This is a genomic window from Clostridium sp. OM02-18AC (assembly GCF_003481825.1).
Taxonomy (GTDB): domain Bacteria; phylum Bacillota; class Clostridia; order Lachnospirales; family Lachnospiraceae; genus Brotaphodocola.
This window is the reverse complement of record NZ_QULW01000002.1, coordinates 16,453-41,460: the sequence shown is the minus strand read 5'-3', so window position 1 is coordinate 41,460 and position 25,008 is coordinate 16,453. Positions and strand designations below refer to the sequence as shown.

General features: G+C 49.7%; 24 protein-coding genes. 1 reads left to right on the top strand and 23 read right to left on the bottom strand.

Translation table 11 applies throughout. The features are described from left to right. Positions 1-22 precede the first annotated feature (22 nt). The 17 genes from rpsU to DXB18_RS01710 all read right to left on the bottom strand — a co-directional run bounded on the left by rpsU (position 23) and on the right by DXB18_RS01710 (position 19,176). On the bottom strand, positions 23-199 hold the full coding sequence (rpsU, locus tag DXB18_RS01785) for a 30S ribosomal protein S21 (protein WP_005539624.1): 177 nt from the start codon (positions 197-199) through the stop codon (positions 23-25). A gap of 225 nt (positions 200-424) precedes the next feature. After that, positions 425-3,034 carry an alanine--tRNA ligase gene (gene alaS, locus DXB18_RS01780; protein ID WP_243035196.1) on the bottom strand — a complete coding sequence of 870 codons (2,610 nt, stop codon included), beginning with the start codon at positions 3,032-3,034 and terminating at the stop codon, positions 425-427. 106 nt (positions 3,035-3,140) lie between these two features. After that, the gene (locus tag DXB18_RS16695; protein ID WP_279220621.1) at positions 3,141-3,266 is read right to left on the bottom strand and encodes a hypothetical protein; all 126 of its coding nucleotides are present in this window, start codon (positions 3,264-3,266) and stop codon (positions 3,141-3,143) included. A gap of 155 nt (positions 3,267-3,421) precedes the next feature. After that, positions 3,422-4,297, bottom strand: a complete 876-nt coding sequence (locus DXB18_RS01775) for a lysozyme inhibitor LprI family protein (RefSeq protein ID WP_118705694.1) — start codon at positions 4,295-4,297, stop codon at positions 3,422-3,424. A gap of 213 nt (positions 4,298-4,510) precedes the next feature. Continuing rightward, complete coding sequence (rnhA, locus tag DXB18_RS01770) at positions 4,511-4,993, bottom strand: ribonuclease HI (protein ID WP_118705692.1); 483 nt, start codon at positions 4,991-4,993, stop codon at positions 4,511-4,513. Between the two features lie 13 nt (positions 4,994-5,006). Then, positions 5,007-6,608 carry an MBL fold metallo-hydrolase gene (locus tag DXB18_RS01765; RefSeq protein ID WP_118540732.1) on the bottom strand — a complete coding sequence of 534 codons (1,602 nt, stop codon included), beginning with the start codon at positions 6,606-6,608 and terminating at the stop codon, positions 5,007-5,009. Positions 6,609-6,659: 51 nt separating this feature from the next. Next, positions 6,660-8,135 carry a stage IV sporulation protein A gene (gene spoIVA / locus DXB18_RS01760; protein WP_118705690.1) on the bottom strand — a complete coding sequence of 492 codons (1,476 nt, stop codon included), beginning with the start codon at positions 8,133-8,135 and terminating at the stop codon, positions 6,660-6,662. A gap of 116 nt (positions 8,136-8,251) precedes the next feature. Further along, the gene (locus DXB18_RS01755) at positions 8,252-9,487 is read right to left on the bottom strand and encodes a 6-phosphofructokinase (protein ID WP_118540736.1); all 1,236 of its coding nucleotides are present in this window, start codon (positions 9,485-9,487) and stop codon (positions 8,252-8,254) included. A gap of 196 nt (positions 9,488-9,683) precedes the next feature. Then, positions 9,684-10,394, bottom strand: a complete 711-nt coding sequence (locus tag DXB18_RS01750; protein WP_118540738.1) for an ABC transporter ATP-binding protein — start codon at positions 10,392-10,394, stop codon at positions 9,684-9,686. A gap of 12 nt (positions 10,395-10,406) precedes the next feature. Continuing rightward, a complete protein-coding gene (locus tag DXB18_RS01745) occupies positions 10,407-11,165 on the bottom strand; it encodes an ABC transporter ATP-binding protein (protein ID WP_118705688.1) in 759 nt (252 codons plus the stop codon). 1 nt (position 11,166) lies between these two features. After that, the gene (locus DXB18_RS01740) at positions 11,167-12,228 is read right to left on the bottom strand and encodes a branched-chain amino acid ABC transporter permease (protein ID WP_118705847.1); all 1,062 of its coding nucleotides are present in this window, start codon (positions 12,226-12,228) and stop codon (positions 11,167-11,169) included. Between the two features lie 9 nt (positions 12,229-12,237). Next, positions 12,238-13,119 carry a branched-chain amino acid ABC transporter permease gene (locus tag DXB18_RS01735; protein ID WP_118705686.1) on the bottom strand — a complete coding sequence of 294 codons (882 nt, stop codon included), beginning with the start codon at positions 13,117-13,119 and terminating at the stop codon, positions 12,238-12,240. A gap of 339 nt (positions 13,120-13,458) precedes the next feature. Continuing rightward, the gene (locus DXB18_RS01730; RefSeq protein WP_118705684.1) at positions 13,459-14,670 is read right to left on the bottom strand and encodes an ABC transporter substrate-binding protein; all 1,212 of its coding nucleotides are present in this window, start codon (positions 14,668-14,670) and stop codon (positions 13,459-13,461) included. A gap of 162 nt (positions 14,671-14,832) precedes the next feature. Continuing rightward, a complete protein-coding gene (locus DXB18_RS01725; protein WP_118540746.1) occupies positions 14,833-15,837 on the bottom strand; it encodes an NAD(P)H-dependent glycerol-3-phosphate dehydrogenase in 1,005 nt (334 codons plus the stop codon). Positions 15,838-15,839: 2 nt separating this feature from the next. Further along, entirely contained in the window at positions 15,840-16,478 is a 639-nt protein-coding gene (gene plsY / locus DXB18_RS01720) for a glycerol-3-phosphate 1-O-acyltransferase PlsY (protein ID WP_118705682.1), read from the bottom strand. Beyond that, complete coding sequence (der, locus tag DXB18_RS01715) at positions 16,479-17,807, bottom strand: ribosome biogenesis GTPase Der (protein WP_118540750.1); 1,329 nt, start codon at positions 17,805-17,807, stop codon at positions 16,479-16,481. It lies immediately after the preceding gene. Continuing rightward, on the bottom strand, positions 17,800-19,176 hold the full coding sequence (locus DXB18_RS01710; RefSeq protein WP_118705680.1) for a DUF512 domain-containing protein: 1,377 nt from the start codon (positions 19,174-19,176) through the stop codon (positions 17,800-17,802). Before DXB18_RS01710 ends, der begins: the two co-directional genes overlap by 8 nt. A 238-nt stretch (positions 19,177-19,414) precedes the next feature. On the opposite strand from DXB18_RS01710, the gene DXB18_RS01705 reads away from it, so the two are divergent. Beyond that, positions 19,415-20,623, top strand: a complete 1,209-nt coding sequence (locus DXB18_RS01705) for a ribose-phosphate pyrophosphokinase (protein ID WP_118705845.1) — start codon at positions 19,415-19,417, stop codon at positions 20,621-20,623. Positions 20,624-20,773: 150 nt separating this feature from the next. Here the strand turns inward: DXB18_RS01705 and pgeF are convergent, their stop codons facing one another. The 6 genes from pgeF to rplS form a co-directional block, all read right to left on the bottom strand. After that, positions 20,774-21,637: a peptidoglycan editing factor PgeF gene (gene pgeF / locus DXB18_RS01700; protein WP_118705678.1), complete on the bottom strand. Its 864-nt coding sequence runs from the start codon at positions 21,635-21,637 to the stop codon at positions 20,774-20,776. 26 nt (positions 21,638-21,663) lie between these two features. Further along, positions 21,664-22,020 carry a YraN family protein gene (locus DXB18_RS01695; protein WP_118705676.1) on the bottom strand — a complete coding sequence of 119 codons (357 nt, stop codon included), beginning with the start codon at positions 22,018-22,020 and terminating at the stop codon, positions 21,664-21,666. 26 nt (positions 22,021-22,046) lie between these two features. Next, positions 22,047-22,691: a ribonuclease HII gene (locus DXB18_RS01690; RefSeq protein ID WP_118705674.1), complete on the bottom strand. Its 645-nt coding sequence runs from the start codon at positions 22,689-22,691 to the stop codon at positions 22,047-22,049. Positions 22,692-22,693: 2 nt separating this feature from the next. After that, complete coding sequence (gene ylqF / locus DXB18_RS01685) at positions 22,694-23,554, bottom strand: ribosome biogenesis GTPase YlqF (RefSeq protein ID WP_118705672.1); 861 nt, start codon at positions 23,552-23,554, stop codon at positions 22,694-22,696. Positions 23,555-23,701: 147 nt separating this feature from the next. Next, positions 23,702-24,247, bottom strand: a complete 546-nt coding sequence (lepB, locus tag DXB18_RS01680; protein WP_118705670.1) for a signal peptidase I — start codon at positions 24,245-24,247, stop codon at positions 23,702-23,704. Between the two features lie 157 nt (positions 24,248-24,404). Then, complete coding sequence (gene rplS / locus DXB18_RS01675) at positions 24,405-24,752, bottom strand: 50S ribosomal protein L19 (protein ID WP_118532592.1); 348 nt, start codon at positions 24,750-24,752, stop codon at positions 24,405-24,407. Between the last annotated feature and the right edge of the window lie 256 nt (positions 24,753-25,008).

Below are 25,008 nucleotides of genomic sequence, written 5' to 3'. Positions count from 1 at the left end.
AGACCAGGGATCAGAGAAATACTTAATTAAATTTGCGTTTTCTTGCAGCTTCAGACTTTTTCTTGCGTCTTACGCTTGGCTTCTCGTAATGCTCTCTCTTACGAATTTCCTGCTGAATACCAGCCTTTGCGCAGTTTCTTTTGAATCTGCGTAATGCGCTGTCCAGACTCTCGTTCTCTTTAACGATAACGTTTGACATAGCTCACACCTAACCTCCCTCCAGTTGTGTACTTGTGCATAATACAACTGTTTGGGTATTTTATAGCACTGGTATGATTATAGCACAAAATCTCTATTCGTCAACTGTTTTTTTAAGTTTTTTTGCGGATTTTCGTATTTTTTTGCAGGACAGCCGGAACACGCTGCTATTTACGCATCGCGCAAACAGTAACGTATCCCGGCTGTCTGTGTATTACAACATATTTTACTGGATCTGCTCTGCTGCAGTCTCGTAAGCCTTCTCAAGTGCAGCGTCCACACCGGCCGGGTTCTTACCGCCTGCCTGTGCCATATTCGGACGTCCGCCGCCGCCACCGCCTACAAGTCCGGCAATGGCCTTGACTAAGTTGCCAGCATGAGCGCCCTTCTTCTGAGCCTCATCGGTTGCGGTTACCATCAGGTTGACCTTATCGCCCTGAACGGATGCCAGAACGATCACGCCCTCACCGAGCTTCTCTTTCAGCTGGTCACCCAGTCCGCGCAGGCCGTTCATGTCGACATCTGCAACCTTTGCAGCCAGAACCTTCACGCCTTTGACATCGCGAACCTGGTTCATGACATCGCCTAACGCTTCATTTGCCAGTTTGCTCTTTAATTTCTCGTTCTCAGCGTGCAGTGCTTTCATCTCCTCCAGCATGGATTCGATCTTGCTCTTTAAATCAGCCGGGGTGGTCTTTGCTGCCTTCGCCGCCTCTGCTAACTCCTGCTCCATGTTCTCATAGTAGCGCATCAGACCGTCACCGGTCAGTGCTTCGATTCTGCGGACACCTGCTGCGATGCCTGCCTCAGAGAAGATCTTGAACGCATGGATCGTGCCAGTAGAAGCCACATGAGTACCGCCGCAAAGCTCCGTGGAGAAGTCGCCCATCTTAACCACACGGACCTTCTCACCATATTTTTCACCAAACAGTGCCATAGCACCGGTCTTCTTCGCTTCATCCAGACTCATCTCCTGAGTTACAACAGTCAGATTCTCCTGAATCTTTTCATTTACCAGATCTTCAACCTTTTTGATCTCCTCCGGAGTCATGGCAGAGAAATGAGTAAAGTCAAAACGGAGTCTGTCCGGAGTTACCAGGGAACCGGCCTGCTCTACATGGTCACCGAGAACGCTGCGCAGTGCCTTCTGAAGCAGATGGGTTGCACTGTGGTTCTTCTCGGTAGAACGGCGGGAAGCCTCATTTACCTGTAAGGTAACGGTCTCGCCCACTGCCAGCATGCCGCTGGTCATATGTCCTACATGGCCGATCTTTCCGCCCTGTAAGTGAATGGTATCTTCTACAACAAAGGTGCCATTGTTTTCTCCGGTGATCACGCCGGTATCGCCGCACTGACCGCCCATGGTTCCGTAGAACGGCGTCTCATCCACGATGATGGTTCCGCGCTGACCGTCGGTTAAAGCTTCCACGATCTCGGTATCGGTCGTCAGAACCGTGATCTTGGACTCATGCTGCAGTCTGTCGTAGCCAACGAACTTGGAAGTGATCTCAGCCGGGATAGACTGGTATACGGTAACATCTGCACCCATGTAGTTGGTTGTCTTACGTGCTTTTCTTGCTTTCTCACGCTGATCTTTCATCGCTGCCTGGAAGCCGTCCTCGTCTACCGTCAGGTTCTTCTCTTCCAGGATCTCGATGGTTAAGTCTAACGGGAATCCGTAGGTATCGTACAGCTTGAATGCATTCTCGCCGGAAAGTACGGTCTCGTTCTTTGCGGACATCTCGCTCTCCATATCTGCAAGGATTGCAAGACCCTGGTCGATGGTCTTGTTGAACTTTTCTTCCTCTTCTGCAAGAACCTTTAAGATCATAGCTTTCTTCTCTTCCAGTTCCGGATAACCATCCTTGGAAAGCTCGATGACCGTCTTGGAAAGCTCCGGCATGAATCTGCCCTCAATGCCAAGCAGACGTCCATGACGTGCCGCACGGCGGATCAGACGGCGCAGAACATAGCCACGGCCCTCGTTGGAAGGCATGATGCCGTCGGAGATCATGAAAGTACAGGACTTCACATGGTCAGCGATGATACGCAGGGAAACATCTTTCTTATAGTCTACCTGATACTCGGTGTGGGCCAGGGCACAAACCTCATCCAGAAGTGCCTTGTTGGTATCTACGGTGAACAGGGAATCTACATCCTGAACAACCACAGCCAGACGCTCCAGACCCATACCGGTATCAATATTCTTCTGCTTTAACTCGGTATAGTTGCCATGTCCGTCGTTCTCGAACTGGGTGAATACGTTATTCCATACCTCGATGTAACGGTCACACTCACAGCCTACGGTACAGCCCGGCTTACCACAGCCGTACTTCTCACCACGGTCATAGTAGATCTCAGAACACGGACCGCACGGACCAGCGCCATGCTCCCAGAAGTTATCCTCTTTGCCGAAGCGGAAGATCTTCTCTGCCGGAACACCGATCTCCTTATTCCAGATGTTGAATGCCTCATCATCATCCAGGTATACAGACGGATACAGACGGTCTTTTTCCAGTCCTACAACCTCAGTTAAGAACTCCCAGGACCAGTGGATTGCCTCGTCCTTAAAATAATCGCCGAATGAGAAGTTGCCCAGCATCTCAAAGAAGGTGCCGTGGCGTGCAGTCTTACCGATGTTTTCGATATCACCGGTACGGATACACTTCTGGCAGGTGGTCACACGTCTTCTTGGCGGGATCTCCTGTCCGGTGAAATAAGGCTTTAACGGTGCCATACCGGAGTTGATGAGGAGCAGACTGTTGTCGTTGTGCGGCACCAGGGAAAAGCTCTTCATTGCCAGATGTCCCTTGCTCTCAAAGAACTCCAGGAACATTCTTCTCAGTTCATTTACTCCATACTTCTTCACTTTACTACTTCCTCCGTATTATCACTGTTTGCTGTATGAAACAGGAAACAGCTGGATTTTGCCAGACCGCCCTTTATGCGCGGTCTGCATCTTTCTTGTCTCTGAACTTCTTGCCGCAGATAATGCCCGCGTACGCGACTGCTGCAAAGATAACGGCTTTTACGGTATATCCAATCAGACTTGTTGCGATTGCTGCCATAGTAAATTCCTCCTTATTGTTCAGAAAATATATCAATTCATCTTTGTATCTTACCATAGGAAAAGACAATTATCAAGACCCAAACAGGCAGGAACATCTGGTTCCTGCCTGCTCTGATCCTTCATTCCTGTTCACGCCATACAAACAGGAAGCGATTATTCATTTTTTCCGTCCAGAATCGCTTCATAACGCTCTGCCAGTTCATAGACCCGCTCTCTTGTGATGTCCCGCAGGAAACGGATATATTCCAGTTCTTCCAATGCACTGCCATTCTGTCTTTTTGAGTTTGATACCGCAGTACTCTCACGATCTCGCACCCAGCTTCGCTGTTCTGCAAAAAACGTGTTCTTTTCCTCACCGGACAGCTGCTGTTCCAGCACTTCCAGAATCCCTTGAAGCTTGTTTTCCCAGATTTTCCGTTCCGAGTCTGCTGCTGCCTTCATGGCATTGGCACTTCCGTCCGCAGCTGCCTCACGCCGGCTCTGTGCCTGCTCGTCCAGTTTGGCAAGTTGGGACATAATCCCGTTTTTTTCTGCCTGTGCAGTCTCTGATGGATACATGGACTCATCCATTGCCTGTGCCTGTACTGCAGCCCCGGCTTCCGGTGATCTCTGCACTTCGGATGACGGTGCCGCTTTAAGAAGCGGCTGCGACTCTGATGCCCCGGCATTGCCTGCTGCTATCTGTGCTTCTTCTGTTTGCCCTACACCAGTCCATGTCTGACCGCTTTTTGTCTGCCCAGCACCAGCCGACGTCTGTCCGGATTCTGTTTGTCCAGCTTTTGCCTGTCCTTTTTCCGCCTGCACAGCCTCGGACAATACCTGTGCTTTTTCTTGTGCCTCCTGCATGCCCTGTGCCTGTGCCACAGCTTCTTCCGCTATGGTCATGGTTTCGGATTCCTTGCTTCCTTCTGAGAGTTCCGAAACATATTCGTTCCCACCAGCTGCCAAATGCCGGACGGAATAATTCGTTACGCCAATCCCAGCCACGCAGATCACTGCAATGGCTACCCAGATTCCTTTTAATTTCATAAATTTCTTCAATCCTGTCTGTGGTATGATTCTGTCTGTTCCATATAAATACACCGCCTGCACCAGTCAGAGACCCGGTACCGGCTGTTTATTGCTGAACTTAACATACCACAAACAGGACGAAATGAAAATATAAGTTCAAAAGAAGTAAAAAATTGTAAGAAAGCCTTAACAGTTACCGCTTCCACAACAAATCAGCGGCTTCCAGCACTTCTACGCATCCAGTCCTTCATCCACCAGAAGATCCGTTCCGTCTGCTGCCGTTGTAGCCAGCTGGTCGCACCGCTCATTCTGCGGGTGCCCGGCATGTCCCTTCACCCAGATAAAGTTCACACGGTGTGATGCTTTTGCCTTTAATAAACGCTCCCAGAGGTCAATATTCTTCACAGGACCGCTCTTTCCGCGTTTCCAGTTGTTCTTCACCCAGTTGTCGATCCAGCGCTGGTTGAAGGCATCCGTCAGATATTTGGAATCTGAGTACAGATCTACCTCGCAGGGGCGGTTTAATGCCTCCAGAGCCATGATTGCCGCCATCAGCTCCATCCGGTTGTTGGTGGTCTTTTTGTAGCCGGCAGACAATTCCCGCTCGTGGAGCACGCCCTTGCTGTCCGTAAAATGCAGCACGGCTCCGTATCCGCCCGGTCCGTCTGGGTTGCCTCTCGCCGAACCATCTGTGTAAATCTGTACTTTTGACATAATCTAATTTCTCCTATCTGTCCCATTTATCGCATAATGCATTGATCTGGTCTGCGAATTTTCCCAGATCCTTGTTGGCTCCGCCCTCGTTGCGGCGGATGACGCCCATCAGGCGCTCGCCTGCAGCCAGAAGTCTCGCAAAGACTCCACTCGCTTTCTTCGCCGGTGCGCTCTTGGCCGGGATCGGGATTCCGGCAGTCTCGCGTACCCAGATGCCTTTGATCAGATCAAATTCCGCACCAGAATACGGTGCCTTGGCCGGCACGCCGGTCTTTTCGGTTAAAAGCTCCGCAAAGCGGTCGCAGACCTCGTCATTGCCATGAACCACGAAGAACTGCTGCGGCTTCTTCTCAAATGCCAGGGCCCAGGCCAAAAGTCCATTCTGGTCCGCATGACCGCTGATATCGTGAAGCACCTCAATGTGTGCCTCCACATCGATACTCTCACCAAAAAGCTTTACTTCCTTGCTTCCATCCACCAGTGCCCTTCCGATGGTACCCACTGCCTGGTAACCGGCAAAGACCACCGTACATTCCTTGCGCCACAAATTGTGTTTTAAATGGTGGCGGATACGGCCTGCATCGCACATACCGGAAGCAGAGATGATAACCTTTGGTTTGGCATCGAAGTTGATGTTAATGGATTCGTCGCTGGTTACGGAAAGCTTTAAGCCCGGGAACGAGATCGGGTTGATGCCCTCCTCAACCAGTTCCTTTGTTTCCTCATCGTAGCACTCCACCTGGTTTTCCTTGAATACGTGGGTGGCCTCCACGGCCAGCGGGCTATCGACATAAACTTCAAAATTATCGTGTCCCCGGATCAGATGCTGGGATTTGATCTGACGGAAATAGTAAAGCAGCTCCTGGGTACGACCTACCGCAAAAGCAGGAATCACCACATTGCCGCCGCGGTCCAGCGTTTCCTGGACGATCCGCACCAGCTCGGAAATATGGTCTTTTCCTTTCTGGTGGAACCGGTCCCCGTAGGTGGACTCCATCACCGCATAATCTGCTTCCGCTGTGTAGATCGGATCGCGGATCAGCGGTTTGTTGAAGTTGCCAATATCACCGGAAAAGACAATCTTCTTCTCCACACCGTCTTCCTTCATCCAGATCTCGATCGAGGCAGAACCAAGAAGATGGCCGATATCCGTAAACCGGATGGAAACCTCATCGTTGACTTCCACAATCTCTCCATAATTATAGCCTTCAAAATGCTCCAAAACGCCCAGCGCATCATTCATCTCATATAACGGCGGAACCTCCGGGCGTCCGGCACGTCTTGCCTTCCGGTTCTTCCACTCCGCATCCATCTCCTGAATGTGCGCACTGTCCTTTAACATGATGTTGCACAGGTCACAGGTCGCATTGGTTGCGATGACCCTGCCTTTAAATCCTCTCGCATAAATGTAAGGCAGCATACCTACATGGTCAATATGCGCATGGGTCAGAAGTACGAACTGGATATCCGACCACGGCACCGGCGGTTCTACATTTTCATAAATGTTAACACCCTGCTCCATACCACAGTCAACCAGAAATTTTGTTGTTCCCACTTCCAGATAATGACAGCTGCCTGTTACCTCATGTGCTGCTCCGCTGAAAACTAGTCTCATATGGCACCCTCCTTTTGTATCTATGTGCTCTCGGAGTCCGAGGGTACATGTTTAAATGATGATGCAGATCAAGCCTCCGTTGCTGTCGTTGATGATCTTCTGGAGCGCATCCTGAAGCTTTGCCTGACACTCCTCCGTCATCTGGTTCACTTTAGCCTGAATCCCATCTTCTACAATCTGTTCTATGGATTTTCCAAATATATTTGTCTCCCAGATCCCGTTTTCTTCCCGGTTTGCATTTTCCTTCATATACGCGATCAGATCCTGCGCCTGCTGCTCGCTCCCCACAATGGGCGCGATCTCCGTCTGGATCTGGGCGCGGATCAGGTTGATAGACGGCGCTTCGGCTTTCATTTTGACGCCGTAACGGTTTCCGTGACGGATCACCGCCGGTTCATCCAAAACAATCTCTGACCGCTCCGGTGTCACCACGCCATAGCCCCTTGCCCGCACCTGTTCCAGCGCGTTCTGGATCTTATCGTACTCCGTGCGCTTCGCTGCCAGCTCTTTTAGCTGCTGCATCAGCTGGTATTCATCTGCGATCTGGAGTCCGGAAAAATCACTGAGAATCTGATAATAATAGCCTTCATCAAACAGCATCCGCACCTGGACTTTGCCATCGGACAGTTCCATACGCCCGGTTTCCATACCGCTTACCGCCTCTGCCTCTTCATCTTTCCAGGATGGCTTTAAATCTTTCATCCGGCGGATGTGGCTCATGGCGTTTTTCGCTGCTTTTACTGCCTGCTGCTTTAACCAGTGGGAGGATGGCAGGATTTCCAGCCACTTCGGGATCTGGAAATCCACCTCCGTCACCGGAAATTCAAACAGGATCTGCTTTAAAATCTGGTAAATATCCGTGGTTTTTAACTGCTCGCAGTTGACTGGCATGACACAGACCTCATACTGTGCTTCCATATTCTTTGCAAGCGTTCTTGTTTCCTCTGAATACGGGCGGCTGGAGTTTAAAAGTACCAGAAACGGCTTTCCGATCTCTTTTAATTCCCGGATTGCCGTTTCTTCTGGTTTTATGTAGGCTTCCCGTTCCAGTTCGCCAAACGAGCCATCGGTCGTGATTACGAGACCGATCGTGGAATGATCACGGATGACTTTCCGCGTTCCGATCTCTGCAGCCATGGTAAACGGAATGCTCTCCTCAAACCACGGGGTCTTCACCAGGCGCTCCTTTTCGTTTTCCATGTGTCCGCTGGCGCCATCCGTCATAAAGCCTACACAGTCCACCAGCCGGACACGGACCTGAGTGTCTTCCCCAAGATCAATCTTAGCTGCTTCCTTGGGCACAAATTTCGGTTCTGTCGTCATGATGGTTTTTCCCGCCGCACTCTGCGGCAGTTCATCCCGCGTGCGGTTTTTCTGGTGTTCATCGGTGATCCCCGGTAAAACCATCTGCTCCATAAACCTCTTGATAAACGTTGATTTTCCGGTCCGCACCGGTCCGACCACGCCAAGATAGATCTCGCCGCCGGTCCTGGCCTGGATATCCCGGTATACACTGTACTGATCCATATAGACACTCCCCCGCCAAAAACAGATTTATTTGTTGCTGTGAGCAGTAACATTTTTTGCTGTTGTTAACACTATATGCAGGAGTGTCCGTAAATCATGCACTTTTATCGTAGAAACTACCGTTTTCCCATGTAAAGATGGCGCGGAATTCCGTCTACCATGACCGACGGGGAATCGCCCTGGATCAGCGGTCTGACATAATCGATAAATTCTTCGGTCACATAAGTACCATCCTTGGTGATCCATTCTCTCGGGACCATCTTTTCACCATTGGCGATCTTATGGACATCGTAAATACCGGTTGCACACTGGTACGGGTCGTCCGAAACGCGGTCGATGACTACCATCTTTCCGGAATCGCCCTCATCTGCCGCCTTCACTGCGGCACCGCCTACCATAAAGGCTTCGTTTACATCAACGCGGGATGCCAGGTGGGCTGCGCTTCGCTGCAGGGTTGAAAATTCTACCGCACGGGTCTTGCAGCCAAGCTCTGCATGGATCACATTCGACAGATAGGTGGCCGTTCCCGCCAGCTGCTTGTGTCCGAAAGCATCTACATAATCGGATGCGCTTCCAAGCTCACTGACATAGCGTCCGTCTTTGATGCGGATTCCCTCGGAAACCGCCACAACCACGACGTCTTTCTTCTCCAGAAGCTTTTTTACCCTTCCGGTAAACTTTTCAATATCAAACGTCAGCTCCGGCAGATAGATCAGGTCCGGTCCGTCGCAGTCCTCGCCACGCGAGAGCGCTGCAGCTCCGGTCAGCCAGCCTGCATTGCGGCCCATGATCTCGATGATGATCACCTGTTTCTTTTTATAGGAAAAGCCAAGTCCATCCCGAATGACTTCCTTGGTGGAGGTTGCAATGTACTTCGCCGCACTTCCGTAACCCGGAGTGTGATCTGTCAGCGCCAGATCGTTGTCGATGGTTTTCGGAACACCGACAAACTTCTGGGACTGCCCGGTTAAGATTGCGTAATCCGAAAGCTTCTTGATGGTATCCATGGAATCATTTCCGCCGATATAGATAAAACATTCGATATTCAATTTGTTTAAGATTTCAAAAATCTTCACGTAGATTTCCTGATTCTCATGGATATCCGGCAGCTTGTAACGGCACGTTCCCAAAAATGCAGATGGTGTGCGCTTTAAGATTTCCACGTCCAGATCACTGCGGATATATTTGGACAGATCCACATACTGCTCATCCATCAGCCCCTGAATGCCGAAAAGCATTCCATATACCTTTTTTGCACCGCGGTCGATCGCCGTGCGGTAAACACCTGCAAGACTGGAATTGATGACGGCAGTCGGCCCTCCGGACTGTCCAACGATTACATTGCCCTTCATAGTAAACCCTCCTTATCAAATTTTCCCCAATGCTATGTAATGCAATAATACCACAAAAAGGAGCGAAAAGTCTAGGACTTTCCACTCCTTTTTGTAGTATTTTCAGACAGTTTATAATTTTGAAACAAATTCTCTTTTTTTGTCAAATTACCTCGTCTGTTTCACTTTTTGTTGCGTTTCGCACAATCTTTTCCTTTTACTCGCTTAAGTATGCCTTCTTGACGGAATCGTCGTTCATCAGGTCTTTGGCATCTCCGCTGAGCGCGATCTTACCGGTTTCCAGAACATATGCGCGGTTCGCAATGGAAAGCGCTTTCTTCGCGTTCTGCTCAACCAGAAGTACCGTCACACCGTCTGCGTTGATCTTCTGGATGATATCGAAGATTTCATTTACATAGAGCGGGGACAGACCCATGGACGGCTCGTCCATAACGATCAGCTTCGGATGAGACATCAGCGCACGGCCCATAGCCAGCATCTGCTGCTCACCACCGGACAGGGTTCCTGCCATCTGGTTTTTACGCTCTTCCAGACGCGGGAAACGCTCGTAAATCATCTTCAGGGTTTCTTCCATCTCGTTTTTGTCGTTTCTGGTATAAGCCCCCAGCTTTAAGTTCTGAAGTACGGAAAGCTCTGCAAATACGCGGCGTCCCTCCGGCACATGGGCGATTCCCATGCCAACCAGTTTGTAACCCGGAATCTTTGTAATATCCTGTCCCTCATAGGTAATAGTACCCGCCTTCGACGGGATCAGGCCGGTAATGGTCTGCAGGGTCGTTGTCTTTCCTGCACCATTTGCTCCGATCAGGGCGATGATTTCTCCCTGGTTTACCTCAAATGAGATTCCCTTGATTGCCTGGATCACACCATAGTAGACTTCCAGGTCTTTTACCTCAAGTATTGCCATCGCTCCAACCTCCTACTCTCCAAGATAAGCCGTGATGACGCGCTTATCGTTCAGTACTTCCGATGTCTGGCCCTGGGTCAGTACCTGGCCGAAATTTAATACAGTCAGCTTCTCGCAGATACCAGAAACCAGCTTCATGTCATGCTCGATCAGAAGCACAGTCATATCGAAATGGTCGCGCACAAAGCGGATGGTATCCATCAGCTCTGCCGTCTCGTTTGGGTTCATGCCGGCAGCCGGCTCATCCAGAAGAAGAAGCTTCGGATCTGTTGCGAGTGCACGCGCGATCTCCAGTTTTCTCTGCTTACCATAAGGAAGGTTGGATGCTTTATAGTCGCACTCCTTGTCCAGGTCAAACACCTTTAACAATTCCATGGCACGGGCATTCATCTCTTTCTCTACCTTATAGTAACGTGGGAGACGAAAGATTCCTTCGATCGTGGAATACGGATGATGGTTATGCAGTCCGACCTTTACGTTGTCCAGAACACTTAATTCCTTGAACAGACGGATGTTCTGGAAGGTTCTCGCGATTCCTGCCTGGTTGATCTCAATAGTATTCTTGCCAGTCAGCTCTTTTCCGTCCAGAAAAATAGAACCGTGATCTGCCTTATAGACACCGGTCAGCAGGTTGAAGACTGTGGTCTTACCTGCTCCGTTTGGTCCAATGAGGCCGTAAAGCTGTCCCTTTTCGATGGTCAGGCTGAAATTGTCGACTGCCTTTAAGCCACCGAATGAAATGCCGATATTTTTTACTTCCAGCATAGCCATATTATGCAGCCTCCTTTGCAGATTTCTTATGTTTAAACCGGTCCATAAATACGGAACGCATCTCGATTACTTTCGGGCTGGAGGTGAAGATCATCATAACGATCAGCACGATCGCATAGATCAGCATACGGTAATCGTTCAGTCCGCGTAAAAGCTCTGGAAGCATGGTCAAAATGAGCGCTGCGATCATGGAGCCGCGGATGTTGCCCAGTCCGCCCAGAACCACAAATACCAGGATCATGATGGACATGTTGTAGCCGAAGTTCTTCGGGGTTGCTGCCAGGGAGGATAAGTTATGTGCATATAACACACCTGCCACGCCAGCCAGTGCTGCTGAGATTGCAAATGCCATCAGCTTATATTTGGTGATATTGATTCCCACAGACTCTGCCGCAATGCGGTTGTCACGGATGGACATGATCGCACGGCCGGTACGGGAATTGATCAGGTTCAGTACGATAAACAGAGTCAAAAGTACCAGAATGATACCTACCGTGAAAGTTGCTGCCTTCGGGGTACCGGTAATACCCTGTGCACCCTTGATGATGACAACGCCATCTGCTCCCATGCCAAGGGAAGTGGTATCCTTGATGGAGAAATGGAATCCGTTGGAATCCAGTCCTACATACATTACGTTGATCAGGTTTTTAATGATCTCGCCAAACGCAAGCGTTACGATCGCAAGATAGTCACCCTTCAGACGCAGTACCGGAATACCGATGATAATTCCGAATACGCCAGCAACTGCTGCACCGATAATGAGTGCCAGGAAGAAACGCATGCCCACAGACGGGATCACATTTTCCATGCATTTTGTGAAAAATGCGCCGGTAAACGCACCGACACACATGAAGCCTGCATGTCCAAGGCTTAACTCACCCAGAATACCAACCGTTAAGTTTAACGATACAGCCAGGATCACATAAATACAAAGCGGAACCAGAAGTCCCTTTAACAAACTTGTCATATTTCCGGTCGCAGTTAAGATCTGCACCAGGATCCAGCAGGCAATCACGATTGCATAGGTGATGCCGTTCTGGACAAATATACTGTTCTTCTTCATTCCATTCACCTACACTTTCTCCGTAATCTTTTTGCCCAGGATTCCGGTAGGACGTACCAGAAGCACCACGATCAGTACGGTAAATACGATCGCATCGGAAAGCTGGGAAGAAATATATGCTTTGGAAAGGTTCTCGATCACACCTAACAGCACGCCGCCGATGAGTGCGCCTGGAATCGAACCGATTCCACCGAATACAGCTGCTACGAATGCCTTAATACCAGGCATGGAGCCAGTATACGGAGTCAGGGACGGATATGCGGAGCAAAGCAGTGCACCTGCGACTGCTGCCAGCGCGGAGCCGATCGCAAAGGTGATCGCAATGGTGCTGTTTACATTGATACCCATCAGCGTTGCAGCGCCGGTATCCTCAGATACCGCCAGCATAGCCTGTCCAACCTTGGTCTTGTTAATAAAGGTTGTCAGAGCCACCATGATGACAATACAGGTAATGATCGTAACCATGGTAACACCGGAAATAGACAGCGCACCACCGGCCAGCTTTAAGCTTGGCACGTTCACAATGGATGTAAACTGGCGCGCGTTGGAGCCAAAGATCAGCAGTGCCACGTTCTGCAGCAGATAGCTGACACCGATGGCTGTAATTAAGACCGCAAGGGAAGATGCGCCGCGCAGCGGCTTATAAGCCACACGTTCGATCACAACGCCAAGCACCGTGCAGGCGATGACTGCAACCAGCACGCCTGCAAGCGGCGGAAGCCCCAGGGTGCTAACCATGGTAAAGATCACAAAGCCACCAACCATAATAATATCACCATGAGCGAAATTCAGCATTCTCGCAATACCATAAACCATGGTATAACCCAGCGCAATGATCGCGTAGACACTGCCCAGGCTGATTCCATTGATCAAATAAGACAGAAAACTCATGTACCTACCACCTCTTTACTTTTTTCTATAAAATAAAACATAACTGGAATTATAACATAGTCATATTTGAAGTTCAAGCAGAAGTTCGCGAAACTGCACCATTTGTCCGCAAGGCAAAGACAAACCTGCAAAGCGTCGCAGACAGGGACATACAAAAGAGGAATCCGAACTTCAACCAGTGAATATGTCATTTGTGGCTTTGCTCTACGCAAAAGCAAAAGAAAAGAGGACCGTCTGCTCAAGACGATCCCCTTTTGGATAGTACATTGTCATTCACACATATGTGCCAGGCAACGTGATTCCATTTTTTTGCACATTAACATTGCGGAAACCGCAAAATTACTGCATCTCGTACTCGCCGTTTACGATCTTAACAGCCTTCGGTGCCTTGTTCGGCTCGCCGTTTGCGTTCCAAACCATGCCTGTACCAGTCAGACCATCGATAGAGATCTCGGTCATAGCCGACTTTAATGCATCACAGATATCGGAAGCGCTCATATCGGCGGTAACGCCAGCCTGCTCAACTGCTGCCTTAATTGCGTAAATTGCATCGTAGGAATCTGCAGCGAACTGGTTCGGCTCGATGCCGTAAGCTGCTACATAAGCCTCGGTGAATGCCTTACTGCTCTCCTCAGTGGTGGAGAACGGGGTTAAGAGCATCAGACCCTCTGCCAGGGAAGTATCGAAGTTCGTTACAGAAAGGATACCATCCATACCGTCACAGCCAAAGAAGATCGGAGCGAACTCTTTGTCGTGTGCCTGCTTTAAGATGATAGAAGCCTCCTGATAATAGATCGGAAGGAATACCAGCTCTGCGCCAGCGTCTTTTGCCTTGTCAAGCTGTACGGAGAAGTCGGTGTTGCTGTCTGCGGTAAATGCCTCGTCAGCTACGATCTCCAGACCCTGGTTTGCTGCCTCTGCAACAAATGCCTCACGGACACCAGAAGAATACTCGGTAGAGCTGTCGTAGATGATCGCGATCTTGGTAGCCAGCTTGTTCTCGCCAATGTACTTAGCGGAAGCGGTACCCTGATCGGGGTCAGCGAAGCATACGCGGAATGCGTTATCGGTTGCTACGCACTCAACTGCGGAACCGGACGGAGTGATCAGGAACATATTGTCAGCCTCTGCCTCTGCACCTACAGCGATACACGGTTTGGAAGTGGTCGGACCGTCTAATATCTGCATACCCCAGTCTTTTAAGGTATTGTATGCATTGATGGATTTCTCCGGGTCGTTCTCGTCATCCTCAGCCTTGGTCTCGATCATCATACCGTTGATACCGCCAGCCTCGTTGATCTCCTTTGCTGCCAGCTCTGCGCCGTTTGCTACTGCATTACCGTAAGCTGCACCTGCACCGGTTAACGGTCCGATGACACCAACTTTTAAGGTGCCGCCTTCTGCTGCTGCCTCAGTCTCTGCACCCTTTGCTGCAGTGGTCTCAGCATCGCCTGCTGCCGCGGTAGTCTCTGCCGGCTTGCTGCCGCCACATGCTGCTAAAGATGCTGCCATCATAGCTGCCATACCAAAACTAAGCAGTTTTTTCTTCATAATATTTCCTCCTCTTAATGAAAACAGGCTTCCTGAACCTTCAGGAAGCCGTGCCCTTAAAGTTGAACTAATTATAGTAGTCCGAAAAACACTTGTCAAGAACTTTCTTACGTTAAAGTGAAAATAAAGTAAAATATTGCGGGATTTCCGTTCAGAAAATTCCTACCACGGAATATTTTTACTTTCCACTGTTTTATCCCGCAGCATCAGGTCTGCCACTGCTTCTTTTGCGGATTTTCCATCAAAGAGCACTTCATTGACCGACTCGATGATCGGCATGGAAACCTGGTATTTACGTGCAAGGGCCAATCCCGCCTTTGCGGAATAGACGCCTTCAACCACCATCTGGACCTCATCCATGGCTTCCTTCATGGTATAGCCTTTTCCGATGAGGATACCGGCGCGGCGGTTGCGGCTGTGCATGCTGGCACAGGTTACAATCAGGTCGCCGATCCCGGTCAGACCGCCAAAGGTCTCTGCCTTTCCGCCCATCGCGATGCCGAGACGACTGATCTCAGCCACACCGCGCGTAATGAGCGCTGCCTTGGTGTTGTCACCATAGCCAAGGCCGTCTGCGATTCCGGCTGCCAGGGCAATGACATTCTTTAATGCACCGCCAATCTCGATTCCCAGGATGTCCGGGCTGATATAGACACGGAATACCGGACTCATAAAGATATTCTGGATTTTTTCTGCCGTTTCACGGGTCTTTGCACCTGCCACACAGGTGGTCGGAAGGCCGCGGCTTACTTCCTCCGCATGGCTTGGTCCGGAAAGGACGGCCACATCCGCTCCCGGAAGTTCTTCTTCGAGAATGTCCGTCAGCGTCATCAGGGTTGCTTCCTCGATTCCCTTCGCTACGTTAACCACCAGCTGTCCCTCTGCCAAAAACGGTTTCATCTTTTTTGCAGTCTCCCGCACATAGATGGAAGGAACCGCAGTCACCAGAAGATCCTTATCTTTCATAGCTGACGCTAAATCTGCCGTAAATTCCATGTCATCCGGAAGCACCAAGTCCGGAAGTGTTTTTAAGCCTCTGGTTTCTTTCAGGCTTTCCACCTCTTTTTCAAAAGCGGACCATACCGTTACCTGATGTCCGTTCGCAGAAAGCAGGGACGATAACGCGATACCCCAGCTTCCGGCTCCGATCACACCGATTCTTGCCATAGTCACGATTCCTTTCTGGCACCCAGCTTATTCTCTGTGCCGTTTAACAGTCGTTTGATGTTTGCGTGATGACGCCAGATTCCCATAACAGAAATCAGGCCTGCCAGCACATAAAATTCTGTCAAATGCGCCGCCGCAATGCCAAAGTCACCGCGTGCGCCGCAGATTACCATACCGATAAAGAAACAGATCATCACCAGGATCGATCCTAAGGAAACATAGCGGGTGATGGCTACTGCCGCCGCAAATACCGCCAGACAGACCAGCATAACCCGCCAGTCTGTAGAAGCCAGAAGCCCTGCAGATGCCGCAATGCCCTTTCCTCCTTTAAAGCCCATGTAAAACGGGAAATTGTGTCCCAGGATCACACCAAATCCGGTGTAAAGTAAGTATACATACAGCATTTCCGGCTGGCTGCGGAATAAAAGCCGGGTCAGCAGGCAGGCAACGATCATCTTGCCTGCATCGCCTAAAAATACGATCAGTCCCGCTTTTTTGCCCATCACACGGAGGACATTCGTGCTGCCGGAGTTTCCGCTTCCATAGTTGCGGATATCCATATGTTTGGATCGGCTGTAAAGATAACCGGTCTGAAACAGACCGAACACATAACCCATGATCAGACAGACTGCCCGTTCCATTTAATTCTCCTTTCCATTTCTTTCACGGATCAGGAATTTTAGAGCGGTACCCTTAAATCCAAAGGATTCGCGGATCCGGTTCTCTAAGTATCTCACGTAGGAGAAATGCATCAGTTCTTTGTCGTTTACAAAGATTACGAAGGTCGGAGGCTTTACCGCTACCTGGGTCATGTAATAAAGCTTTAAGCGCTTGCCCTTGTCAGACGGCGGCTGCTGCATGGCAACGGCCTCGGTCATGATCTCGTTGAGCACACCGGTCGCAATACGCAGGGTCTGGTTCTCGCGGACCATATCGATCAGCTCGAACATCTTATTCATACGCTGTCCGGTCACTGCGGAAATGAATACCATCTCTGCATACTGCATGAAGGACAGGGTGTCCTTGATCTTTCTGGTAAATTCGTAGATGGTCTTGTCGTTCTTCTCGACTGCATCCCACTTGTTCACAGCCACGATGATGCCCTTGCCGCGGTCATGGGCAATACCGGCGATTTTCGCATCCTGCTCGGTCACACCCTCGGTCGCATCGATGACCAGAATGACCACATCGGCACGCTCTACGGCAGATACGGTACGGATGATGCTGTAGCGCTCCAAATCTTCCTTGATTTTGCTCTTGCGGCGGAGTCCTGCCGTATCGATGAAGATATACTCGGTTCCGTTGTAGACAACCTCGGTATCGACTGCGTCACGGGTTGTTCCTGCGATGTTGGAAACGATCACGCGGTTTTCGCCAAGCAGCTTATTAATAATAGAAGATTTTCCTACGTTCGGCTTTCCGATGATGGCAACACGCGGGCGCTCATCCTCTTCTTCCTCTAACTGGTCTAAGGTGAAGTGCTTGGATACTTCATCCAGCAGGTCACCGATTCCCAGACGGGAAGCTGCGGATACCGGGATCGGGTCACCGATTCCCAGGTTGTAGAACTCGTAGACATCGTTTCCAAATTTCTGGATGCTGTCTACTTTATTGACTGCTAAAACAACCGGCTTTCCGGATTTGCGGAGCATGTCTGCTACTTTGGAGTCGGAATCCTGCAGGCCCTGACGTACATCCACAATGAAGATGATGACGTCAGCAGTGTCGATCGCGATCTGTGCCTGCTCACGCATCTGCGCAAGAATGATGTCACGGCTGTCCGGCTCAATACCGCCGGTATCAACCAGGGTAAAGTTCATGTTCAGCCAGGTGCAGTCCGCATAGATTCTGTCTCGGGTTACTCCAGGGGTATCCTTTACGATGGAGATGGTCTCACCTGCCAGTACATTGAACAGGGTGGACTTTCCCACGTTCGGGCGCCCTACAATGGCAACGATTGGTTTACTCATATGTGATCTCCTTTAATTCATATCCGTCATAAACGGTATCTTGTTCTTCTTCCAGGCCAAGAACGGCATCCACCAGATCCTGACCGCTTGATTTTACAATATTCACCGGGACTTGTAAAGCATTTTGCACATCCGTACGGGTAAGGTCGTCGAGGAGTGTTTCCTCTCCGCTCCGGAACATACAGATTGGAAGCAGCAGTCTCTCACCCAGTGGCACCACAGAAAGCTGTTTTTCCAGATCCTGACCGGTAATCAGTCCGGCTACCGTAATGCTCTCTCCAAAAAAGTCATTGCGGATTGCATACAGATTCACCTTTTTCTGCGGAAACTTCGCCTCAATCTTATCCAGCTGTTTTCGCAGATACGGATAAGCCAGACGTCCGGTTGCAATGGACAATACCTCTGGCTTTACCTGCAGGTTTTCCGGAAGTGCCTCCAGGGCTTCCGTTACTTCGCTGTCCAGAAGCCGCAGCATACCCACACCGTTTTCCAGCTGCGGGAATCCGTCATACCGTTCTGTCTCCGGGAGTTCCCGCTCTGCCAGGATATAAAACTCATCGCTGGCATGGATAAAATGGATGCCATACTGCTCATACACGATCTTCTGCCATTTTTCAATGATGTCAATGGCACTCTCCGCATCTTCCTTCTCAAATGGCTTTAACGGATACAACCCATCCCGGTATTTGGAAAGTCCGACCGGCACGACCGAAGCACTCTGCATATATGGAAGATACTTTGTCATATCCCGGATGGTATGGTCCAGTTCTTCCCGGTCATTGACCCCCTTGCACAAAACGATCTGCCCGTTCATGGGAATCCCGGCTTCGCAGAGGCGGTCGATCTTCTTTAACGCGTCTCCGGCAAACCGGTTGTGCAGCATCTCACAGCGCAGCTTCGGATTGGTCGTATGGACCGAAATGTTGATCGGTGCCAGTTTAAAATCAATGATACGCTGGATGTCGTGCTCCTTCATATTGGTCAGGGTCACATAGTTTCCCTGCAGGAACGAGAGGCGGGAGTCATCGTCCTTGAAATAAAGTGTTTCCCGCATGCCCGGCGGCATTTGGTCGATGAAACAGAAAATGCACTTGTTGCTGCAGGACTTGTAATCACTCATAAGTCCATTCTCAAAGGTAATACCCAGATCCTGGTACTCATTTTCGATCTCCAGCTCCCACTGCTCTCCGTCTGCCTTTTCCACCAACATGACCATGCTTTCACTGTCTACATAATATTCATAATCAAAGATATCTTCTACTTCATTTCCGTTGATCGTGAGCAGGCGGTCGCCCGGCTCTAACTCCAGCTCCTCTGCGATGGAACCCGGATCGACGGATTTTATCAGATGACCTTTTTGTTTCTTCATATAATATCCTTTCTGTATTGCACTCTTTTCATCATAACAAGATTCCCGTTCTTTGTCAAAGCTATCCGCGCATACCTTCCACCCAAACGCCGGATTTTTGTGTATTTTTTTATAAAATACCCGTGAACTCTTGACGCACCCATTTTTTAAGGATATAAATAGGATGAATTCTGTTGCTGTCCGCATTCTGTGTACAGTAACCAAAACCACAATATTCTACCTGAAGGAGTATGTACCAATGCCTAACAACTATGTGTTTAATGACATTCTGCCGGTAGCGCCGTTAAAGCTCGCTGCCCTGGAAAGCTGTAAGGATCTGGCAACCAAGGTAAACGACCACATTGTTACCTTCCGCCGCAACGACACCGAGGAACTGCTTCGCCGAAAGCAGGACTTAAACTACCGCGGCTACGATGTCGATTCCTATCTTCTGGACTGCAAATGTCCGCGTTTTGGTTCCGGCGAGGCGAAAGCTGTCATCAATGAATCGGTCCGCGGCGTTGACCTTTTCGCCATGGTGGATGTCACCAACTACAGCATCCCGTACAGTGTCTGCGGTTACACCAACCATATGTCCCCGGATGACCATTTCCAGGATCTGAAACGACTGATCGGTGCTTCTGTTGCCACCGCACACCGTGTCAACGTTGTTATGCCATTTTTATATGAAGGACGCCAGCACAAGCGCACCAAACGTGAATCCTTAGACTGCGCTATGGCGCTCGAAGAGCTGATCTCCATGGGTGTCTCCAACATCATCACCTTTGACGCCCACGACCCGCGTGTCCAGAACGCAATCCCGCTTAGCGGCTTTGATAACTTCATGCCGACTTACCAGTTCGTAAAAGCCCTGTTCAGCCATGACAAATCCTTAAAAATCGACAAAGACCATCTGATGATCATCAGCCCGGATGAGGGCGCCATGAACCGTGCCGTTTACCTGGCTAACAACCTGGGCGTTGACATGGGTATGTTCTACAAGCGCCGTGACTATTCCAGAGTCATCAACGGCCGCAACCCGATCGTGGCTCATGAGTTCCTGGGTACTTCCGTAGAAGGCAAGACCGTTCTCATCATCGATGATATGATCGCATCCGGTGAGAGCATGCTGGATACCGCAAGGGAATTGAAGGACCGCAAGGCAGAAAAGGTCATCATCTGCTGCACCTTCGGTCTGTTCACCAGCGGACTGGAGAAATTTGACCAGTATTACCAGAACGGCTACATTGACTACGTCATCACCACCAACTTAAACTACCGCCCGAAAGAGCTGTTAGACCGCGAGTGGTATCTGGAAGCTGATATGAGCAAGTATCTTGCAGCCATCATCAACTCCTTCAACCACGACGTTTCCATCGGCGCTGCACTTTCCCCGACCGAGAAGATCCAGAAGCTGGTAAAACGCTATCACAACGACGGTTACGATTACTTCCAGACAATCCAGTAAATTTACGTAAAATCGGATTCACCCTGTCAGATTTTCCTGTGGAGCAGACTGGCAGATGACAAAATATCAAACATGAAAAAAGAACTTTACACAGTATACCATCTGCTGTGTGAAGTTCTTTTTTAGAAAAATAGTAACGGTTCCTGGCGCTCACTCTTTGAGTGCCAGAAAAGCCGCCAGATTTCCCCGCTCTGTCCCCATGATCCGATGGGAAAAGAGATGTCCCGGGTTGCAGCGCGTGCAAATGTCGGTTGTGTGAATCTGGTTTTTGGGGATTCCTGCCTCGTTTAATACGATCTGGTTCGCCCGCCACAGATCCACCTGGTATTTTCCATTTTCTTTCCGGTAAAACAATTCTGCATGATATTCCTTTGCAAAATTTCCTGCAAATTCCTCAGCCACCTCCGGTCCTACTTCAAAGCAGTCCTGGCAGATGCTTGGTCCGATGCATGCGACCACATTCGCAGGATCCGTTCCGTACTCACGGTTCATGGCCTCCAGGGTCGCCTTTCCCATGCGATGCACGGTTCCGCGCCAGCCGGAATGGGACAGGCCGATTGCCTTATGAACCGGGTCCACAAAGTACAGCGGGACACAGTCCGCATAAAACGTCACCAGCGTAATACCCGGAATGTTGGTGATCAGTCCGTCCATATCCTGGTAATCCCGCTCTTTCCCGATGCCTTTTCCTGCGTCTGCTTCTGTCACGGTCCGCACGTTTATCGTATGTGTCTGATAGGAAAGTACCATACGATCCACATCGGTACCCAGAATCGATGCCATGCGGCGGTAATTTTCCATCACATGCGCGGGGTCATCGTTTCGGGTGAAGCTAAAATTCATTGTGGAGAAAACGCCCTCGCTGACACCGCCATGACGGGTAGAAAAAGCATGACTCACCAGACCGGTTTCGTCCAGAGCAGGAAATGCCAGATAGGTGACGCCGTTTTTCTCACGGATTTCGATTTCCGGAGGGTTGCTGTTCCGCTTACGGATCCACGCTTGCTGTTCCATCTTCTCATCTCCTATATCGTATTCTTTCATTCAAATGCATCCCGGATCCAGCTAATCTGGTCTCCCAGAATACTCACAACATCAAAGCGGCATGGCATGTTTTCCCGGTAACGGCGACTGTACAGATAAAACTGCGCTGTATAGCGGATTTTCTGCTGTTTGGCATAACCAACTGCCTCTGCAGGCATTCCATTCCGGGCTGTTTTCCGGTACTTTACCTCAAAAAACACCAGATAACGCCCGTCCCGCCCAATCAGATCAATCTCTCCCTGACGGCAGCGGAAATTGTGTTCCAGAATCTTCACACCCTGACGCGTCAGATACTGTGCCGCCAGATTCTCCTTGATGGTTCCGGTCTCCCGTTTATTTTCTTTATTTTCCATTCAAGTTCCCCGGAATTTTTTCCTCACTACACAAAGTTTTTGATAAAGGTTCTTCTGTGAATCGGCGTCGGTCCGAATTCTTTCAGCGCCGCAATATGTGCTGCAGTTCCGTATCCCTTATGCTTGGCAAATCCATATTCCGGGAATAAGGTGTCGTACTCCAGCATCATATGGTCCCTGGTCACTTTGGCCAGGATGCTGGCTGCCGCAATGGAAACACTCTTGGCGTCTCCCTTGATGATCGGCACCTGATTGATCGCCACACCCGGGATCGTCACGGCATCATTCAATAGCAGATCCGGCTGTACCACAAGTCCGGCAATGGCCTGACGCATCGCCTCGTAGGTTGCCTGCAGAATGTTGATCTCATCGATCACATCCGGTCCCACAATGCCGACACTCCACGCAACGGCCTTTTCCTTGATTTCCTCAAACAGCGCTTCCCTGCGCTTCTCGGAAAGCTTTTTGGAATCATTCAAAAACAGGATTTCACAATCCACCGGCAGGATTGCCGCACCGGCTACCACCGGGCCTGCCAATGGTCCACGTCCTGCCTCATCGATCCCACAGATTGCGCTGCAGGCTGCATAAGTGTCCTCGTACTCCCGCATCAGGGCCAGACGGGCACGCTCTGCCTCCAGCTTTTCTCCCTTTAATGTCCGAAGTGCCATGGTTACGCCTCCTCTGCCTTCTTCACCGGCGGGAACTCCAGGGTAATGCGTCCCAGTTTTCCGCTGCGGTAATCGTCAATTACCAGCGCTGCCGCACGGCTGTAATCCGGCTCGCCGCCCTTTGCCAGGCATCCGCGTACCTTGGCCACCTGAATCAGCAGGTTTTCGTCGGAAGATTCATCAATCTTATAACGGTCTTTTAAGACATCCGGATAATGTTTCTGAAGCAGTTTTAAAAGTTCCAGAGCCAGCTCATCTTTGTTTAAGATTTCATCGTTGATGGAACCGATGAACGCCAGCAGCAGTCCCACTCTCTGATCCTCAAACTTCGGCCAGAGAATCCCAGGAGTGTCTAAAAGTTCCAGTGTCTTGTTCAAACGGATCCACTGGTTGCCTTTGGTCACACCAGGCTTATTTCCAGTCTTCGCGCAGGCTTTTCCGGCAAAGGAATTGATAAAGGTAGATTTTCCTACATTCGGGATTCCCACTACCATGGCACGGATCGGACGGTTCATGATACCTCTGCGGCGATCGCGTTCAATCTTCTCTTTGCACGCTTCCTGTACGACACCATGAATCTGTTTTAATCCTGCCCCGCTGCGGGAATTGATTTTCACCACATAGTAACCCTTTTCCTTAAACCATGCAGTCCAGGTCTCGTTGTAACGCTCGCTGGCCAGATCGGACTTATTTAAAAGGATCAGTCTTGCCTTGCCCTTTCCAAGTTCATCAATATCCGGATTGCGGCTGGCTAACGGCACACGGGCGTCCACCACTTCAATGATCAGGTCAATGAGTTTGATGTCTTCTTTCATAGCACGTTTTGCTTTGGTCATGTGCCCTGGATACCACTGTATATTCACGGATTTTCCTCCTGTATAATCTGTTTTCTATTCTGTTTCATATTCTGTGTGTCTCTGCTGTGTTCTTTTTTGCAGCTTTCCTGTTCCCGCACAAAAACAATTTCCATTTCTGTTTTTCCACTTTTTCAAACGGCATTCTGGTTTCCGTCAGGACCGAATCAGACTGATTCGGATCAGCGGGAACAAACGCAGCCACACCTTTCCGATGATCTGGTCCTCCCGCACATTGCCGATGTTTGCGAAGCGGCTGTCTTCACTGCTGTCCGGGTTATCCCCGAGAAGAAAATATTCCTGTTCTTCCAATTTAACCGGTTTTTCTGCCAGTCCGGCAAGGGAAATCTTGCGGTCTTCCGGGAGTGCAACCTTTTCCTGGTTCACATAGAGTTCCCCATCTATGATCTGAATCTCGTCTCCCGGAATTCCGACCACGCGCTTTACATTCGTCTTCTGGTCTTCCCGCTCAAACACCACCACATCCATACGGTCCGGTTTTCCAATCTCGTACGTCAGGCGGTTCATCAAAACAATGTCGCCGGAGCTTAAAAGCGGATGCATGGACTGGCCATTTACGGTAACCTGCGTTCCAAAAAATACCAGGCAGAACCAGGCAAACGCCAGCACGACTACCACATCCACGATCCAGCCACATATTTTCCGGATCAGATTCTGTTCTTCATTCTGATAAAAATCCACGTAACAGCTCCTTTACGATATGCGTGTAAAAAAATAGGAAGTTGCAAGCAACCTCCCCTTTTCCAATTACGCAAAGAAAAACCGGGTCTTTCCAGTTTTTCCATGCGTAACTACGCAGAAAGGGACAATTTTCATTGTCCCCCTCATCCACGCAAAATTATTTTACTAACTCTTTAACCTTAGCAGCTTTACCTACTCTGTCTCTTAAGTAGTTCAGTTTTGCACGTCTTACTTTACCTCTTCTAACAACCTCGATGTTGTCTACGAATGGGGAATGAACCGGCCAGGTCTTCTCAACGCCGATGCCGTTGGAGTTCTTACGAACGGTGAAAGTCTCTCTTGCGCCGCCGTTCTGTCTCTTGATTACGGTACCCTCGAATACCTGGATTCTCTCACGGTTACCCTCTTTGATCTTGTTGTAGACCTTAACGGTATCGCCTACGGAAAACTCCGGTACAGAAGCCTTTAACTGTGCTGCTTCAATGTTCTTAATAATTTCGTTCATTTGTGTGATCCTCCTTCATATGTTTGATGTTCTTTAATGCTTCTTCCGCAACAGAGGAACATCTCTTTTTCTCGTCACAACAGTGCTATGATAGCATATAGCCAGATAAATTGCAAGCACTATTTTTGCGAATTTGGATTGAATCCGGCTTGCATTTATCCTGGATTCGACCCAGACCAGAACTAACCAGCTATCTGACAGGAAACCAAAATTTCAGTGCCATAAAGATCCTGTTAAAAAGCAAGCACACATCCGA

Coding starts and splice junctions, on each gene's coding strand:
- rpsU (WP_005539624.1), bottom strand. CDS start 199: ATGTCAAACGTTATCGTTAAAGAGAACGAGAGTCTGGACAGCGCATTA.
- alaS (WP_243035196.1), bottom strand. CDS start 3,034: ATGTTCCTGGAGTTCTTTGAGAGCAAGGGACATCTGGCAATGAAGAGC.
- DXB18_RS16695 (WP_279220621.1), bottom strand. CDS start 3,266: ATGGCAGCAATCGCAACAAGTCTGATTGGATATACCGTAAAAGCCGTT.
- DXB18_RS01775 (WP_118705694.1), bottom strand. CDS start 4,297: ATGAAATTAAAAGGAATCTGGGTAGCCATTGCAGTGATCTGCGTGGCT.
- rnhA (WP_118705692.1), bottom strand. CDS start 4,993: ATGTCAAAAGTACAGATTTACACAGATGGTTCGGCGAGAGGCAACCCA.
- DXB18_RS01765 (WP_118540732.1), bottom strand. CDS start 6,608: ATGAGACTAGTTTTCAGCGGAGCAGCACATGAGGTAACAGGCAGCTGT.
- spoIVA (WP_118705690.1), bottom strand. CDS start 8,135: ATGGATCAGTACAGTGTATACCGGGATATCCAGGCCAGGACCGGCGGC.
- DXB18_RS01755 (WP_118540736.1), bottom strand. CDS start 9,487: ATGAAGGGCAATGTAATCGTTGGACAGTCCGGAGGGCCGACTGCCGTC.
- DXB18_RS01750 (WP_118540738.1), bottom strand. CDS start 10,394: ATGGCAATACTTGAGGTAAAAGACCTGGAAGTCTACTATGGTGTGATC.
- DXB18_RS01745 (WP_118705688.1), bottom strand. CDS start 11,165: ATGGCTATGCTGGAAGTAAAAAATATCGGCATTTCATTCGGTGGCTTA.
- DXB18_RS01740 (WP_118705847.1), bottom strand. CDS start 12,228: ATGAAGAAGAACAGTATATTTGTCCAGAACGGCATCACCTATGCAATC.
- DXB18_RS01735 (WP_118705686.1), bottom strand. CDS start 13,119: ATGAGTTTTCTGTCTTATTTGATCAATGGAATCAGCCTGGGCAGTGTC.
- DXB18_RS01730 (WP_118705684.1), bottom strand. CDS start 14,670: ATGAAGAAAAAACTGCTTAGTTTTGGTATGGCAGCTATGATGGCAGCA.
- DXB18_RS01725 (WP_118540746.1), bottom strand. CDS start 15,837: ATGGCAAGAATCGGTGTGATCGGAGCCGGAAGCTGGGGTATCGCGTTA.
- plsY (WP_118705682.1), bottom strand. CDS start 16,478: ATGGAACGGGCAGTCTGTCTGATCATGGGTTATGTGTTCGGTCTGTTT.
- der (WP_118540750.1), bottom strand. CDS start 17,807: ATGAGTAAACCAATCGTTGCCATTGTAGGGCGCCCGAACGTGGGAAAG.
- DXB18_RS01710 (WP_118705680.1), bottom strand. CDS start 19,176: ATGAAGAAACAAAAAGGTCATCTGATAAAATCCGTCGATCCGGGTTCC.
- DXB18_RS01705 (WP_118705845.1), top strand. CDS start 19,415: ATGCCTAACAACTATGTGTTTAATGACATTCTGCCGGTAGCGCCGTTA.
- pgeF (WP_118705678.1), bottom strand. CDS start 21,637: ATGGAACAGCAAGCGTGGATCCGTAAGCGGAACAGCAACCCTCCGGAA.
- DXB18_RS01695 (WP_118705676.1), bottom strand. CDS start 22,020: ATGGAAAATAAAGAAAATAAACGGGAGACCGGAACCATCAAGGAGAAT.
- DXB18_RS01690 (WP_118705674.1), bottom strand. CDS start 22,691: ATGGCACTTCGGACATTAAAGGGAGAAAAGCTGGAGGCAGAGCGTGCC.
- rplS (WP_118532592.1), bottom strand. CDS start 24,752: ATGAACGAAATTATTAAGAACATTGAAGCAGCACAGTTAAAGGCTTCT.